At 67.3% G+C, this 15,502-nt stretch carries 12 protein-coding genes; 3 read left to right on the top strand and 9 right to left on the bottom strand.

All coding sequences use genetic code 11. From position 1 onward, the window contains the following. Window positions 1-71: 71 nt before the first annotated feature. Together ACFCV3_RS13585 and ACFCV3_RS13580 are read left to right on the top strand one after the other, a co-directional pair. Entirely contained in the window at window positions 72-5,591 is a 5,520-nt protein-coding gene (locus tag ACFCV3_RS13585) for a carboxyl transferase domain-containing protein (RefSeq protein ID WP_376029914.1), read from the top strand. Between the two features lie 10 nt (window positions 5,592-5,601). Beyond that, window positions 5,602-7,881: a penicillin-binding protein gene (locus ACFCV3_RS13580; protein ID WP_376029911.1), complete on the top strand. Its 2,280-nt coding sequence runs from the start codon at window positions 5,602-5,604 to the stop codon at window positions 7,879-7,881. A gap of 346 nt (window positions 7,882-8,227) precedes the next feature. Here the strand turns inward: ACFCV3_RS13580 and ACFCV3_RS13575 are convergent, their stop codons facing one another. The 6 genes from ACFCV3_RS13575 to ACFCV3_RS13550 form a co-directional block, all read right to left on the bottom strand. After that, window positions 8,228-8,890: a trypsin-like serine protease gene (locus tag ACFCV3_RS13575; RefSeq protein ID WP_376029909.1), complete on the bottom strand. Its 663-nt coding sequence runs from the start codon at window positions 8,888-8,890 to the stop codon at window positions 8,228-8,230. A 143-nt stretch (window positions 8,891-9,033) separates the two neighbouring features. Continuing rightward, entirely contained in the window at window positions 9,034-9,489 is a 456-nt protein-coding gene (locus tag ACFCV3_RS13570; protein WP_376029907.1) for a hypothetical protein, read from the bottom strand. A gap of 115 nt (window positions 9,490-9,604) precedes the next feature. Then, window positions 9,605-10,870: a hypothetical protein gene (locus tag ACFCV3_RS13565; protein ID WP_376029905.1), complete on the bottom strand. Its 1,266-nt coding sequence runs from the start codon at window positions 10,868-10,870 to the stop codon at window positions 9,605-9,607. Window positions 10,871-11,122: 252 nt separating this feature from the next. Then, window positions 11,123-11,479, bottom strand: coding sequence for a hypothetical protein (locus ACFCV3_RS13560; RefSeq protein ID WP_376029902.1), 357 nt, complete (start codon window positions 11,477-11,479; stop codon window positions 11,123-11,125). 73 nt (window positions 11,480-11,552) lie between these two features. Beyond that, window positions 11,553-11,777: a translation initiation factor IF-1 gene (gene infA / locus ACFCV3_RS13555; protein ID WP_376029901.1), complete on the bottom strand. Its 225-nt coding sequence runs from the start codon at window positions 11,775-11,777 to the stop codon at window positions 11,553-11,555. 2 nt (window positions 11,778-11,779) lie between these two features. After that, on the bottom strand, window positions 11,780-12,520 hold the full coding sequence (locus ACFCV3_RS13550; RefSeq protein WP_376029898.1) for a GNAT family N-acetyltransferase: 741 nt from the start codon (window positions 12,518-12,520) through the stop codon (window positions 11,780-11,782). Between the two features lie 310 nt (window positions 12,521-12,830). On the opposite strand from ACFCV3_RS13550, the gene ACFCV3_RS13545 reads away from it, so the two are divergent. Beyond that, a complete protein-coding gene (locus ACFCV3_RS13545) occupies window positions 12,831-13,301 on the top strand; it encodes a hemerythrin domain-containing protein (protein ID WP_376029896.1) in 471 nt (156 codons plus the stop codon). On the opposite strand, the gene ACFCV3_RS13540 is transcribed toward ACFCV3_RS13545, so the two are convergent. The 3 genes from ACFCV3_RS13540 to ACFCV3_RS13530 are packed head-to-tail and all read right to left on the bottom strand — an operon-like array spanning window position 13,298 to window position 15,492. Beyond that, window positions 13,298-14,500 carry a cytochrome P450 gene (locus tag ACFCV3_RS13540; protein ID WP_376029893.1) on the bottom strand — a complete coding sequence of 401 codons (1,203 nt, stop codon included), beginning with the start codon at window positions 14,498-14,500 and terminating at the stop codon, window positions 13,298-13,300. The two genes, ACFCV3_RS13545 and ACFCV3_RS13540, sit on opposite strands and share 4 nt — an antisense overlap. Beyond that, a complete protein-coding gene (locus ACFCV3_RS13535) occupies window positions 14,497-15,063 on the bottom strand; it encodes a TetR/AcrR family transcriptional regulator (protein ID WP_376029891.1) in 567 nt (188 codons plus the stop codon). Before ACFCV3_RS13535 ends, ACFCV3_RS13540 begins: the two co-directional genes overlap by 4 nt. A gap of 39 nt (window positions 15,064-15,102) precedes the next feature. After that, entirely contained in the window at window positions 15,103-15,492 is a 390-nt protein-coding gene (locus ACFCV3_RS13530; RefSeq protein WP_376029889.1) for a nuclear transport factor 2 family protein, read from the bottom strand. Window positions 15,493-15,502: the final 10 nt, after the last annotated feature.

Genomic DNA, 15,502 nt, shown 5'->3' with positions numbered 1-15,502 from the left:
GCCCGGCCAAATCTTGTGTTTCACAAGGGCCGGGCCGTTAACACGTGCGTGGTGCGACAGGGAGGCGGTCGATGTTCAAGCGTATCGCAGTAGTGAACCGGGGCGAGGCCGCGATGCGGCTCATCAACGCGGTCCGGGAGGTCAACGCCGAGGGTGGCGAGCCGATCGAGACCGTGGCCTTGTTCACCGACGGCGAGCGTACGGCGACCTTCGTGCGCGAGGCGGATCTGACGTACCCGCTGGGCCCGGCGTCGGCGCGTCCGTACCTGGACCTGGCCGTGCTGGAGCGCGCACTGCGCGAGAGCGGTGCGGATGCCGCCTGGGTCGGCTGGGGATTCGTCGCCGAGGACCCGGCGTTCGCCGAGCTGTGCGAGCGGATCGGGGTCACCTTCATCGGCCCGTCGCCCGAGGCGATGCGCAAGCTCGGCGACAAGATCGGCTCCAAGCTGATCGCCGAGGAGGTCGGCGTACCGGTCGCTCCGTGGAGCCGGGGTCCGGTCGAGTCGCTCGAGGCGGCGCTCGCCGCGGCCGAGACGATCGGCTACCCGTTGATGCTCAAGGCAACGGCCGGTGGTGGTGGGCGCGGGATCCGCGTGGTCCGGTCCGCCGACGAGCTCTCGGACGCGTACGCCCGGACCAGTGAGGAGGCGGCCCGCGCCTTCGGCAGCGGCATCGTCTTCCTGGAGCGCCTTGTCACCGGGGCCCGGCATGTCGAGGTGCAGGTCATCGCCGACGGCCAGGGCACCGCGTGGGCGCTCGGCGTCCGCGACTGCTCGGTCCAGCGCCGCAACCAGAAGGTGATCGAGGAGTCGGCGTCACCGCTGCTCTCGGCCGGTCAGGTCGAGGACCTCAAGGCCTCGGCCGAGCGGCTCGCCCTTGCGGTCGGTTACCGCGGCGCGGCCACGGTCGAGTTCCTGTACCACCCGGGGGAGAAGAGCTTCGCGTTCCTCGAGGTGAACACCCGCCTCCAGGTCGAGCACCCGATCACCGAGCTGACCACCGGGTTCGACCTGGTCAAGGCCCAGTTGCACGTCGCGAACGGCGGCCTCCTGGAGGGCCTCAAGCCGGCCGAGCTCGGGCACGCGGTCGAGGCCCGGCTGAACGCCGAGGACCCGGACCGCGACTTCGCTCCGTCACCGGGCCGCATCGCCGTACTGGATCTGCCGGCCGGTCCTGGTATCCGCGTCGACACCGGCGTGAGCGCCGGTGACAGCATCCCGGCCGACTTCGACTCGATGATCGCCAAGATCATCGGCTACGGCCGGACGCGCGAGGAGGCGCTGGCCCGCCTGCGCCGCGCGGTCACCGCGACCACCGTGCTGATCGAGGGCGGCGCCACCAACAAGAGTTTCATCCTGGAGTTGCTCGACCAGCCCGAGGTGATCGACGGCAGCGCGGACACCGGCTGGATCGACCGCGTCCGTGGTGAGGGCCGGCTGATTTCGCACCGGCACTCCGGGATCGCGCTGGTCGCCGCGGGGATCGAGGGCTACCGGGATGCCGAGAAGGTCGAACGGACCCGGTTGCTGGAGACCGCGCACGGCGGCCGTCCGCAGGTGCAGCACGAGGTCGGTCGCGCGATCGACCTGAAGCTGCGCGGGGCGACGTACCGGGTGACGGTCGCGCGGATCGGCTCGACCCGGTACCGGGTCGGCGTCGGCTCCGGGACTGCTGCCTTCAAGGTGGTGGACGCCGATCTCGAGCGCCTGGACGGGCACAGCGGCCGGTTGACGGTTGGTGGGCAGCGGTTCCGGCTCGTCACCGCGACCCACGGCCCGGTGCACCTGATCGAGGTCGACGGTGTGACGCACCGCGTCAGCCGGGACGAAGGCGGCGTACTGCGTTCTCCTGCGCCCGCGCTCGTGGTTGCGACGCCGGTGCAGACCGGTGCCGAGGTCGAGGCCGGTGCGCCGGTTCTGGTGCTGGAGAGCATGAAGATGGAGACGGTGCTCTACGCGCCGTTCAAGGCCACCGTGAAGGAGCTGCAGGTCTCGACCGGCAGCCAGGTGGAGACCGGCGCGCCGCTGCTCCGGTTGGAGCCGGTCGCGGATGGGTCCGCTGGTGAAGCGGCTGCCCCGGTGCAGAACGGCGTACGGCTCGAATTGCCGAACGGCGCTCGTGAGCTGACGCCCGCGGAGCGGGTCGAGCGCGGGCGGGACGATCTGCGCAGCATGCTGCTCGGATTCGACATCGACCCGCGCGACGAAGGCGGCATGCTGGCCGGCTACCTGCTGGCGCGGACGCAGTTGCCGCAGCCGCCGGTCGCCGACGAGATCGACCTGATGCAGGTGTTCGCGGACTTCGCCGAGCTGAGCCGCAACCGGCCGGCCGGCGAGGAGATCAGCACCGAGAACCGGGTGCACAGCCCGCGCGAGCACTTCCACACCTACCTGCAGAGCCTCGACCCCGAGCGCGGTGGGCTGCCGGCCGAGTTCCAGACGCGGCTCGCCCGGGTGCTGGCTCACTACGGTGTGAAGGACCTGGAGCGCAGTACTGAGATCGAGGAGGCCGTGTTCCGGATCTTCCTCGCCCAGCAGCGGTCCACGCCGGACATCCTGCTGGTCACGTCGGTGCTGGAGCGCTGGATCGACGAGCCGCGGCCCGAGGCCCCGCTGGACGAGGCCGTGCACGACCTGCTGGACCGGCTGGTGCTGGCCACGCAGCTGCGCTTCCCGATCATCGGCGACCTGGCCCGCAGCGTCCGGTTCCGCTGGTTCGACCAGCCGCTGGTGGACGCGGAACGTGCCTCGGTGATCGCGGGCGTCGGTGACGAGGTCGCCGAGCTGGCCGCCAACCCGAACGCTACCGACCGCAAGGAGCGGATCGACGCGCTGGCCGCGATCCCGGAGCCGATCGTCCGGTTCCTGGCCCAACGGCTGGAGGGTGGCTGGGGTGATCGGGAGCCGATGCTCGAGGTGCTCATCCGCCGCCACTACCGCGAGTACGAGCTGCACGACGTCAACGAGGTCACGGTCGACGGGCGGCCGTTCGCGACCGCCGACTACACGATCGACGACCGGCCGACGCACCTGGTCACCACGGTCGGGACGACGGCTGAGCTGGCCGACCCTGCCAGCGGGCTCTCCCAAGCGCTGACCGCGCGGCTGGATGCGCGTCCGGCCGGTCACGAGGCCGTTGTCGAGCTCTACCTGTTCGGCTCCGACCTGCCCGCCGTGCAGCAGGATGCCGCTGACCTGTACCGGCGGATGGTTGGCGATCTGCCGATCGCGCAGCGTGCGCGCCGGATCTCGGTCTCGGTGGCCTCTGGTGACGGTCAGCCGGTTTCGTACTTCACGTACCGCCCGGCTGGCGGTTCGGTGGTCGAGGACGACAACGTTCGCGGCGTGCACCCGATGGTCGGCCGCCGACTGAACCTGTGGCGCCTACGCGACTTCCGGATCACTCGGCTTGAGGCGCCGGACGACGTACTGCTCTACTACTGCGTCGCTCGGGACAACGCCGCCGACCAGCGGCTCGTCGCCCTGGCTCAGGTCCGTCAGTTCGCCGTGGTTCGCGACGAGGACGGGAACGTCACCTCGCTGCCGCATGCGGAGCGTGCGATCGCGAACTGCCTCGAGGCGATCCGCCGGGCCCGGACGGCGCGCGGTGCGGCCGGGGCCAAGCTGGACATGAACCACGTCTGGATCCACATCTGGCCGCAGGTCGACGCACAGGTCGACGAGGTCACCACGCTGAAGAGCAAGATCGCCCCGATGACGGCCGGTGCCGGCATCGAGGAGGTCCTGATCCAGGGCCGCGTCGTGGCCCCGGACGGAACGGTGAACCCGGTCGCGGCACGGTTCTACGCCCAGCCGGGAGCCGGCGTGGTCACGTCCATCGAGCAGCCGCCGACGACTCGGTTGATGCCGCTCGACGACTACGCGCAGAAGGTCCAGCGCTCGCGGCGCCGCAACACCATCTACCCGTACGAGGTCAGTGGGATCGTGACTGGTCCGGGCGGCTCGTTCGTCGAGCACGACCTGGACGACACCGGTGCGCTGGTCCCGGTCGAGCGGCCCAAGGGCCTCAACAAGGCCGGCATCATCCTCGGCGTGGTCAGTACGCCGACCGCCCGGTACCCCGAGGGCATCACCCGGGTCGCGATGAGTGGCGACCCGACCATGGCACTCGGCGCGGTGGCCGAGCCGGAATGTGCGCGGATCATCGCGGCCATCGACCTGGCCGAGCGGCTGCAGATCCCGATCGAGTGGTACTCGCTGTCCGCCGGGGCCCGGATCTCGATGGACTCCGGGACCGAGAACATGGACTGGGTCGCGAAGGCACTGAAGCGGATCGTCGAGTTCACCCAGGCCGGTGGCGAGATCAACATCGTCGTGGCCGGGATCAACGTCGGTGCGCAGCCGTACTGGAACGCCGAAGCGACGATGCTGATGCACACCAAGGGCATCCTGGTGATGACGCCGGACAGCGCGATGGTGCTGACCGGTAAGCAGACGCTGGACTTCTCCGGCAGTGTCTCGGCCGAGGACAACTTCGGGATCGGCGGCTACGACCGCGTGATGGGCCCGAACGGCCAGGCGCAGTACTGGGCACCGGACCTGAAGGCGGCCCGCGACGTACTGATGTCGCACTACGACCACACGTACGTCGCCCCGGGGGAGACCGGTCCGCGGCGCGCGGAGACGACCGACCCGATCGATCGGGACGTGACGCCGTACCCGCACAGCGCCGAGGGCAGCGACTTCAAGACCGTCGGCGAGATCTTCTCCGCCGAGACCAACCCGGACCGCAAGAAGGCGTTCGACATCCGCACGCTGATGCGGGCCGTCAGCGACCAGGACCACCCGGTGCTGGAGCGCTGGGCCGGGATGGCCGACGCGGACACCTCGGTGGTCCAGGACGCCCGGCTGGGTGGCTACCCGGTCTGCCTGGTCGGGATCGAGTCCAGGTCGGTGCCGCGGCGCGGCTTCCCGCCGGCCGACGGACCCGACACGTACACGGCCGGCACGCTGTTCCCGAAGTCGTCGAAGAAGACGGCCCGGGCGATCAACACGGCCAGCGGCAACCGGCCCCTCGTCGTACTGGCCAACCTGTCCGGGTTCGACGGGTCGCCGGATTCGATGCGCAACCTGCAGCTCGAGTACGGCGCGGAGATCGGCCGCGCGATCGTGAACTTCCGCGGACCGATCGTGTTCTGCGTGGTCTCGCGGTATCACGGTGGTGCGTTCGTGGTGTTCTCCAAGCAACTCAACCCGTCGATGACCGTGCTCGCGGTCGAAGGCTCGTTCGCCTCCGTGCTGGGTGGTGCACCGGCCGCGGCCGTGGTGTTCTCGGCCGAGGTGGATGCGCGGACGGCAGCCGACCCGCGGGTCGCGGCACTGGCCGAGAAGGTCGCTGCGGCGAGCGCGGGGGAGCGGGCCGAGCTGGCGACCGAGCTGGCCGAGGTGCGGACCGCCGTACGGGCCGAGAAGCTCACCGAGGTGGCGACCGGGTTCGACAAGGTGCACAGCATCCAGCGGGCTCGCGACGTCGGTTCGGTGGACGCGGTGATCAGTGCGGCCGAGCTGCGGCCACGGTTGATCGAGGCAATCAGTCACGGGCTGTCGTCGGGTGGTACCAACCAGGTCTAAGCTGTGCGCCATGCGCAGCGGGGAAAGCGCTCCAAACAAGGCACGTGCGTTGATTACGTTCGTCGGGGTCAGCGTGCTGTCCGGCGCGCTCGCGGCGGGGCTGGCGATTCCGCTGGCCGGCTTCGCCGGGATCAGCAGCGAGCAGGTCGTGAAGACCGTTCAGGACCTGCCGCGGGAGCTCGAGGTCGAGCCGGTCGCCGTCCGCAGCCGGATGCTGGCCGCGGACGGTTCGGTGATCGCGACCCTGTTCGAGCAGAACCGGGTGCCGATCCGGCTGAACCAGATCGCCCCGATCATGAAGACCGCGATCATCGCGATCGAGGACTCCCGGTTCTACGAGCACGGCGCGCTGGACCCGAAGGGCACCCTGCGCGCGATGATCCGCAACCACGGCAGCGGCGAGGTCCAGCAGGGCGGGTCGAGTATCACCCAGCAGTACGTGAAGCTCAGCCTGATCGAGAAGGCGCGGACCGTCGCCGAGCGGCAGAAGGCGACCGAGGTCTCGTACGAGCGCAAGCTGACCGAGCTGCGCTACGCGATCGCCCTCGAGAGCCGCCTGACCAAGAACGAGATCCTCGAGCGGTACCTGAACCTGGTCAACTTCGGTGACGGGACGTACGGCGTACAGGTCGCTGCCCAGCACTACTTCCGGACCACCGCGGACCAGCTCACGCTGCCGCAGGCCGCGCTGCTGGCCGGCCTGGTGAAGAACCCGACCGGCTACGACCCGACCAACAACCTGGCCCGGGCCAAGGCGCGCCGCGACCTGGTGCTGCGGCGGATGCTCGAGCTCAAGGTGATCTCGGTGCACCAGGCGAACCTCGCCCTGCGGTCCCCGGTCATCGACCCCGCCAAGGTGCGCCCGGTGCCGAACGGGTGCGCCAACTCGCGCTACCCCTTCTTCTGCGAGTACGCCGTCGCCCAGCTGCTCGCGAATCCCGCGCTCGGTAAGACCGTCAAGGGCCGCGAGCACACCCTGAAGACCGCCGGCCTGACGATCCGGACGTCGCTGGACCCGCGCACCCAGGCGGCCGCACAGGCCTCCATCGACGCGCGGACCAAGCCCACCGACAGCGCGGTCGCGGCGATCACCATCGTCCAGCCGGGGACCGGGCTGGTGAAGGCGATGGTGCAGAGCAAGCCGTACGGCAACGGCCGCAACCACACGAACTACAACTACAACGTCGAGAAGTCCTACGCCGGTGGGTACGGCGGCTTCCAGAACGGCTCGACGATGAAGGCGTTCACGGTCGCGGCCGCGATCCAGGCCGGCGTACCGCTGGACTACCGGATCAACTCGCCGCAGCGGATCGACCTGAGCAACAAGAAGTTCCGCACCTGCAGCGGCTTCACCCGGGACCCCGACTACACCCCGGGGAACTCGACCCGCGGCGGCAATCTGACCATGGTCGACGCCACGCGCTACTCGACCAACACCTACTTCCTGCAGCTCTCGCAGCGAGTCGGCCTCTGCCAGATCGGCCGGGTCGCGTCCCGGCTCGGCATGTACAACGCGCAGACCCTGCAGCCGCTCGACCAGGTCATCTCGATGACGCTGGGCGTCGGCTACGTGACGCCGCTGCAGATGGCGAACGCGTACGCGACCTTCGCGGCCCGCGGCAAATACTGCCGCCCACTGATCGTCCTCTCGGTCCGCAACAAGGCCAACCGGCCGCTGGAGACACCGAAGTCCCAGTGCAACCAAGCGCTCAGCGCAGGTGTCGCCGACGGCGTGAACAAGGTGCTCAGCGCAGTGATGGAGCCCGGCGGCACCGGCGGCCGGCTGAAGTTCGGTCGCTGGGACCTGGCCGGCAAGACCGGCACCATCCAGGAGAACAAGGCCGTCTGGTTCGCCGGCTACGCCCCGAACCTCGCCGCCGCGGCCGTCGTCGCCGACGCCAACCTGCCCTACACGAACCTCATGTACGGCCACACCCTCGACGGCCGCGACATCTCCGACCCCACCGGCTCCGGCACCGCCGGCCCACTCTGGCAAACCGCCATGCAAGGCGCCCTCAAGGGCCTCCCGCTACGCCACTTCGTCGAACCCTCGAAGAAGATCGTCAACGGCGACCGCACAGGCCTCCCCGACGTCACCGGCCTGGACCGCACCGCCGCCACCCAGCTCCTCCGCAAAGCCGGCTTCGACGTCACCATCGCCAACAAACTGGTCACCTCCCCAGTCCCCACCGGCAAGGTCGCCTACACCGACCCCCGCAGCACCTCCGGCGCCACCCGAGGCTCCCTGATCACCATCTACCTCTCCAAGGGCCCATCAGGGCGACCGTAACTCCGCTATCGGTTGGTGGTTTTGGCTGGGCGGACGTCGTTGCCCAGGACGAGGCTGACCAGGCCGGTGGGGTCGCGGAACTTGGCGTACCAGGCACCCGTGCCGGTGTCTCGCACCCAGGCTTCGATCTGGCCTTCGGACCAGGTCGCGCGGCGGACCGGTTGCGGGGCTGCGAGGTTGCCTCAGTGCGCTGCCGGGGCGGGGGCCGTGGGCGTCGTGCTGGATCTCCAGCTCGACGGCCTGCTCGGCGGCGGTGAGCCCGTCTTGGATATACCGGCGCAGGTTGAGGTATTCCATTCGTGTCGTATTCCTCGCGTCGCCATGCAGCTGACCGCACTGTGCAAGGCTAGCTCTGGGCGGCGATCAGCTTCCCGGTCGTCGTTAGCCAGGGCTGGAGGTCGTGCAGACGGGTGTAGAAGCCGGTGTCGCTCACATCGCATCCCGTGCCCCAGCTGACCATGGCGAACAACGTGAGGGCGTTGCCGTCGAGGTGGAAGACCGGACCGCCTGAGTCTCCCGAGCAGGTGTTTCGATCGGCGCCTGTTACTGGAACACCGCAGAACTGGGTTGTCGAGGCCCATCGTGGTGCGGCCTTGCGGCCGGATTCGCAGGCATCGTGGGCACCGGCGGTGAGCTCGACTGTCTGTCGATGGCATGAGGTCGGCGAGCGTCCGGTACTGCCCCACCCGACCGCGACGTATCGTCCGGTTTCCTTCTCAGGGGTCGTGGGGGCCGCGAGTGGTGGTGTCTTGGCCGGTTGACTGAGCACGAGGACGGCTGCGTCCAGGGTGGCGGGCTCGGCGGTCCTGACCGCCGAGACCCGAATGCGTTCGCCGCGGACTTCGGCGGTTCGGCAGATATTCTCCGCTCCGATGACGACGTCGAGCCTCGCCGGATCGAGGTCGTCGATGCAGTGCCGGGCAGTGAGCACCATGCTCGGCCCGACCAGAGTGCCTCCGCACTTGGCCGAGCCGAGCAGATCGTTCCGCGGGGCACTTGCGTTGACCACCACGGCGACCTGTGGGCTCGAGACCGCCCTCTGCGCGATGTCCGGAGAGACGCTTGGATGGCGATCCGATTTCGCCTCTGAGCATCCTGTCGCAAGGCACACGATCACGACGACGGACATCGCGAGCGCCCTCGATCGCGTTCCTACTGACACCCGGACTGACACCCAAGCTCCAGCCGCATCGCCGATTTCTTGAAATAGCGTCGACCCTTGACCTCGTAGTCGACCCGCACGGACTCGTACTTGGCCTGTTTCGTCAGATCAGGCCGCCGCAAGTGGAGAACTACGTTCCAAATATCGACTCCGGCGTTCGGCGCGAGGATCGCACCTGTAGCCGGCTTCAGGTCCTTCATCGCGACCCCGGCCCAGGCCAGGTGCTCCTTCGGCGGCGGCCATTCGGGACCGTATCCTAAGCTGTTCTTGGTTTTGATCAGTACGACGTACGAGTCGACGATTTCGAGCCCTTCGGCGCCGACGAGAGACACGGCCGTGATCTTCAAATCATCCGGACCGGGATTCCCGAGCCCTTCGGCCATTGTGTTCTCGTGAACTGGACTGTTGTTACCCCACCTGCCCTTTTCGTCGCTACCGAACTCCATTGGCCCACCCTCGCGGGCAGCGGATGCGCAACTGCCGAGCGCGGCAGTGAACAGGAGACCTGTCACTACCACGCTCAGCAACGATCGGACCCGAATCACTGACAGTATCCCCTCACTACTTGGCGACAAGGAGGCCCGGTTTTTGACCTGGGACGGCATACAGACCGCACATTTGGCGGTTGTACTTTGTTGCTTCGTAGTAAAGCTTGGAGGAGTTGTTGTAGCCGGTCGTGCTGGAGAAACCCATACCCATTCCGGTGAGTTCGACACCGTTCGACCAGGTGACCGCTCGGGTCTCATCCTTCTCAATAAAGGTGTTCGCCGCGAGGGGGGAGCAGTGGGTGGCATTCGGGGCGAAGTTCAGTTTACGAATTCGCGTGCTTCCGATGAATCCGTTGTTCCTGATCGTGTAGAACGACCATTGGTATCCGGATCCGGAGTCGTAGCACTTGTGGAAGTACTTGCCGAACGCGAATTGTGTGTCGAAGTAGCGTTTTGTGGTACCACCGTGCTCGCCATATCCCAGCGTCGTCGTGCTCGAGCGAGATGATGAACCGTGCGTGCTGAAAGTTCCCGCTTTGCCGCTCGTCGAAATACCAACCCCGAGAGAACTCGACGACCCCTGAATGTAGGTGAACCGCGCCTTCATCCAGGTCGCCACGTTGAAGGTTTGCCCGACAAGCACCCAGATCGGGCCAAGCCCCTGCACGTAACTCACATCGCAGACGGTGTCTCCGTCCTTCTGCAACGGTGCCGGGTTTGTCTCAATCACCTCCGCTGACTCATCCATGGGGAGTTGGGGTTCAGGGTTGACCTCCTGCACCGTGCCGTCGGACTTCAACTGCACTTCGGTCGCCGGGGCCGGTGTGGCTTCGCCTTCTGGCGTGTTCACATCGGCCAGCACCGGCCCGGCGGCAGTGTCGACCAGCCTGCGCGAGAAGCTGAACGAGCTGCCCGATTGACCGCTCGCCGGATCAGCCGGCGAGGCCACGATGTCGAAGTTGACGATTCCGTACGAGTCGGCCATCGGCCTGATTCTTTCGTTGGAATCGAGTCGGAGCTGGAACGAGCCGTCACTGGCCGTTACTGCCGTGGCTACCGGCTGTAGGGTGAGTTTGTCATTGATGGCCATTTTCTCGACAACCTCGTTGCTCGGCCAGGCCAGCAGCACAACGTTGGCCCCGGCCGATGGTGCTTCATTCGGGATACGCACTGTGCCGTCCACGACCACCGGTGTACTCAGCGATGCGGAATCACGAAGACCGGAGGCGCTTACCTTGGCGTCAGCCGATCCCTCAGATGGCTCCGCGGAGGCCGAATACTGGCCACTGCCGAGCAGAGCAAGGACGGCTATCGCCGCCACAGGACGTGCAAATTTCATCAGATTCCCCCTGTTTCCTCACACAGCCTGTCGAGCGGGCTCCCGTTCAACAGCCTCGCGTGATTCACTCACCGCTGTCAATCAAACACAGAATGTATGTCACAAGCTGCAGTCCTGGGCGTAGATCTTGACGGACCGGCCCACCTGTGCGTTGCGCCGAGTCCCTCAAGGCGGCCATGATCTTAGGCTGGCCGAGGGGATGGTGGCCGGTCGTTGCGGTGGGCAACGGGTTGCTTTGCGGACTGTTGCTCGCTATCGCTTCTTGTCGTTGATTGGCCGGACGTCGTTGCCCAGGATGAGGCTGACGAGGCCTGTGGGGTCGCGGAACTTGGCGTACCAGGCGCCGGTGCCGGTGTCTCGGACCCAGGCTTCGATCTGGCCTTCGGACCACGTGGCGCGGCGTACTGGTTGGGGGGACGGGAGGACTCGTACGGCGTCGGCGGGGCGGGGGCCGTGGGCGTCGTACTGGATCTCCAGCTCGACCGCTTGTTCGGCTGCGGTGAGTTCGTCTGGGATACCGCTCGCACGCCAACCGTTGACTGCGCCGTCCCAGACGCCGAACCCTTCGGATCCGTCGTCTGCGGGGCGCACCGTGAACCGACCAAGCATATTTTCAGATTAGCCGATCATCGAACGGATGTTCTAGTGTTGATCGAGTGACGAGAGTGTCACACCGGCTGGGTCAGTTGCGGTAGCGGAAGATGATTCGGCCTCGGGTGAGGTCGTAGGGGCTGAGCTCTACCAGGACGCGGTCCTCGGGGATGATCTTGATGTAGTTCTTGCGGATCTTGCCGCTGATGTGGGCGAGCACCTGGTGGCCGTTGGTGAGTTCGACGCGGAAGGTGGCGTTGCGGAGAGACTCGACGACTACACCGTCGAGCTCGATGGCGCCTGCTTTTCTGGGCATGGTCAGGCCTTCCCGTGAACGAGTTCGAGGTTGGTGTTGGTGTGGCGAGCTTGGAAGCGTTGGAACAGTGCGATCGCTGCTGCGTTGGTTTCGTTGACTTCGGCTGCGACTGTTCGGGTCCCGGCGTGGTGGAGGTCGCCCAGCACCTGGTCGAGTAGTGCGTGACCGATGCCCTGGTGCCGGTGGCTGGGCAGGACTGCGATCAGGCCGATCCGGGGTTGCCGGGTGTACGTCGCCAGTCGGAGGAGGCCGACGTACTGGCCGTGGAGTTTGGCGACGGTGTACGTCGACGGGTCGAGCGGGACGCTTCCGCCTTGCCAGGGCAGGACTTCGGCAGGCATGGTCGGCCAGTCGATCTCGGCGCGCAGTGCGCGATCCAGCTCGCGCAGTGGGTCCTCCTCGGCCGCCGTGATGACGACGCCGGGCGGGATCGGTGTCGACGCCGGGCCGGTTGGTACGACGTACTCGCGCTCACGGCGCCAGGTGGTGAAACCGGCGCGTTCCCAGCCGGCGGTCAGTGCACGATCGCTCTCGTCGACCACCGTGTACACCGGCTCGGGCTGGTCGGTGAGCATCGCGACGGCGAGCCGGTCGAAGACGGCGTCGTCCCACGTGTCGATGCTGAGGAAGGTCCGGCCGGCGAGTCGGCGGGACGCATGACCGCGGCCGACGACCAGATCGTTCTCCACCGCGTGCCACTGGTTCTCGGCGACACGGGAGATCGAGACAAGCAAAGAGTTCATAGGTGTTTCCTTTCGGGAGTGCCGAATTTCTCGGGGCGCTCCCGGCGACACCTATGTCAATCGCCCGCCCGTGACCACGAGAAGGAGAGCACCCACTGCGAAACAGCGTTCATGGGTTCCCACCTCCAAGCGTGACGTCACGGACCCCGGCACGGTACCAACCCTCCCGCCGTACCAGCCAGCTAATTAATTGCTGCCCGCGGTCAACTATGATGGGGGCAGCGTCGCGTGCTGGTGGCAGGCCCTGTCAGGCATGGAGGCGCCGGACCGAAGGAGTCGACGATGTTCTCGTCCCTCTCTTCGTTCTCGCGTGACTGAGCGCGAGACGACCAGGCTGGTTGCCTGGAGCAATGAATTGCGCCGGGTGCATGTCCGCATCCGCGAAGCCCTGCAGGTCACCCGTGAAGCCGTGCGGGACGGGACATCGAGTGAGCAGGCGAGTCGTGACCTGTTGCTGTACTGCCACGGATTTTGCGCTGCCCTCGACGGTCACCATCAGGGTGAGGACCATGCTCTGTTTCCGGCCATCGAGGCCGCGCATCCGCAGCTCGCGCCGGTTCTGCGCGCGCTCACCCAAGACCACTCGATGATCTCGCACCTGCTGCAGGGGTTGCGCGAAGCGGTTGAGCGGGCGGCGCCTCCGGCTGAGCTGGATCGGCATCTCGAAGGGGTGGCGGCGATTATGGAGAACCACTTCCGGTACGAGGAGAAGCAGTTGCTTGCTGTGCTGGAGGGCCTGGAGCTGGATGCCGCCGTACGGGATGTGCTGGGGCCGCTCTAGCTGGTTAGGAGTGGCAGGGTGGAGTAGCCGCGGATTACTCGGGATTCTCGCCAGGTCGGTAGGTCTGGTGAGCGGTGCAGTTTGGGGAGTCTGGTGGCTAGTTCGGCGAAGGCGATCTGGGCTTCTAATCTGGCTAGTGGGGCGCCTAGGCAGTAGTGGATGCCGCTGGAGAAGGCCAGGTGCTCGGCCTGGCGGGGGCGGGTGATGTCGAAGGTGAGGGGATCGTCGAAGACCTCGGGGTCGCGGTTGGCGGCGGCCAGGACCAGCATGACCCAGCTGTCCGGTGGTACGTCGACGCCGCCGATCGATACCGGCTCGTGCGCGAAGCGGCTCGTGTTCTGGACCGGCGGCGCATAGCGCAGGACCTCTTCGACGGCGGCGGCCGCGTGCTCTGGTTCGGTGCGGAGCAGCTCCCATTGGTCCGGGTGGTCGAGCAGGGTGGCAACTCCGTTGCCGATCAGGTTGACCGTTGTTTCGAACCCGGCGATCAGTAGCAGCCTTGCGGTCGTGTGCAGCTCGTACGGCGTGATCCCGTCCGGCGCTGCGGCGACCAGATAGCTGATCACGTCATCGCCGGGGTGCGCCTTCTTCAGTGGGATGAGCTCGCTGAACAGCTCGTACAGTTCGGCGTTCGCCGCGGCCAGTGCGGCCGCTTCGGCTGGAGAGCCGACGCCGGACAAGGCAGAACCGACCACGGTGCCGTGCTGAGACAGTCGATCGACGTCCGCGTCCGGGATGCCCATCAATGTGGTGATGACGCCGATCGGCAGCGGCGCGGCGAAGTCGGCGATCAGGTCGAAGGGGCGGTACGGCTCGGCCGCGGCCCGGCGTTCGATACCGGTGATCAGGTCGCGGGTGAAGTCGGTGATCCGCTCGGCGTAACCGGCCATCATCTTCGGCCGGAACGCCGGTGCCGCGAGCCGCCGCAGCCGGGTGTGGTCCGGTGGTTCGCGCTCGAGGAAACCGAGATCGAGAGTATTGCCCGAGGTGTCCTCCGACGTCGGACCTGGATCGCCGGCCGGGCGGACGCCGAACCGTCGATCGCGGAGGATCGCGTTGCAGACGGCGTAGCCGGTGCTCACCCACTCCTGGCCGGCGCCGATGATCGGTCCGCCGGCGCGGAGCTGCTCGTAGATCTGGTACGGATCGTCCCGCCCGGATCGGGACCAGAACGCATCGAGCACGGCAGGGTCGGTCATCGCGTCAGCACTCCTCCGGTGAACGTCGACAGGACCAGGTCAGGCGCGTCACGAGGTGCGAGCCAGCCGGCTTGGAGCAGATCCCAGGCGGTGAACAGCAGCGCATGCAGGGACCGGACGAGCCACCAGTCGGGCACACCGGGGCGGATGGTCCCGGCACTTGCCACGATCGCTGCGATCGGCGCTGTCAGTGCATCGGTCCGGGAGGTGATGGCGTCGTCGCTGAAGATCTCGGGTTGTGCCGTCAGCAACGTCAGGCAGGCGCCGAACGGCAGCAGATCGACCACCATTCGGCGGAGTGGATCCGGGTCGTCCGGCGCGGCGGCGACTACCGACTCGCTGATGTCGAGCGCCCGTGACGCGACGGCCACCAGCAGGTCGTGCCGGGTCGGGAACTGCTTGTGCAACGTGGTCCGGCCGATCCGCGCGGCCAAGGCGATCTGCCCCAGCGAGGCGGCCGGGTCCTTGGCGAGCACCGCCGCCGCCGTGTCGAGAACCTGCTCCGGCGTCGCGGCCCCCGCCGTACCGGGCAGCGACTGCGCAGGAACTACGCGAACACTCATGTTCGCGACAGTACATCGCTGTTCGCGACGACAAAAGGGTCAGGCTGGCACGACCACGCGAGCGCTGATGCGCCATCCGTTCGCTGTCCGCACCACCTCGTCCTCGTACACCACTGTCCCCGCCCGGCCGTCGGCCATCACAGAGAGCCCCTTCGAGCGAACCCGGGCCCGGTCGTCGAGGTCGGGGTCGGGCGTGACGATCACGTTGGTGACGTGATGCCCGGCGGGCTGGTCGCCCGGGGCCGAACTGAAGAGTTCGATGAGCGCGGGCAGCCCCCGGACGACCCCCAGTCCGTAGGCAGTCACGTCGTACGACGCGTCCGGTGTCAGCAACAGCCCGAGTTCGCCGGTACGCCGGTCGTCGGCGAGATGCCCGTGCAGCGAGACCAGTTCGTGAATGGCCAGCCGGTCTTCGGTGGTCAGTGGCATCGGCGCTCCT

It is taken from the genome of Kribbella sp. NPDC056345 (assembly GCF_042262745.1).
In the GTDB taxonomy this organism is placed as follows: Bacteria; Actinomycetota; Actinomycetes; order Propionibacteriales; family Kribbellaceae; genus Kribbella.
The sequence above is the reverse complement of the archived record's forward strand: the minus strand, read 5'-3'. Positions and strand labels throughout refer to the sequence as shown.

Bases quoted from the DNA above. Each gene is read 5' to 3' on its own strand.
- infA (WP_376029901.1), bottom strand. From the start codon at position 11,777: ATGCCCAGAAAAGCAGGCGCCATCGAGCTCGACGGTGTAGTCGTCGAG.
- ACFCV3_RS13530 (WP_376029889.1), bottom strand. From the start codon at position 15,492: ATGCCACTGACCACCGAAGACCGGCTGGCCATTCACGAACTGGTCTCG.
- ACFCV3_RS13560 (WP_376029902.1), bottom strand. From the start codon at position 11,479: ATGCTTGGTCGGTTCACGGTGCGCCCCGCAGACGACGGATCCGAAGGG.
- ACFCV3_RS13580 (WP_376029911.1), top strand. From the start codon at position 5,602: ATGCGCAGCGGGGAAAGCGCTCCAAACAAGGCACGTGCGTTGATTACG.
- ACFCV3_RS13550 (WP_376029898.1), bottom strand. From the start codon at position 12,520: ATGAACTCTTTGCTTGTCTCGATCTCCCGTGTCGCCGAGAACCAGTGG.
- ACFCV3_RS13585 (WP_376029914.1), top strand. From the start codon at position 72: ATGTTCAAGCGTATCGCAGTAGTGAACCGGGGCGAGGCCGCGATGCGG.
- ACFCV3_RS13535 (WP_376029891.1), bottom strand. From the start codon at position 15,063: ATGAGTGTTCGCGTAGTTCCTGCGCAGTCGCTGCCCGGTACGGCGGGG.
- ACFCV3_RS13565 (WP_376029905.1), bottom strand. From the start codon at position 10,870: ATGAAATTTGCACGTCCTGTGGCGGCGATAGCCGTCCTTGCTCTGCTC.
- ACFCV3_RS13540 (WP_376029893.1), bottom strand. From the start codon at position 14,500: ATGACCGACCCTGCCGTGCTCGATGCGTTCTGGTCCCGATCCGGGCGG.
- ACFCV3_RS13570 (WP_376029907.1), bottom strand. From the start codon at position 9,489: ATGGAGTTCGGTAGCGACGAAAAGGGCAGGTGGGGTAACAACAGTCCA.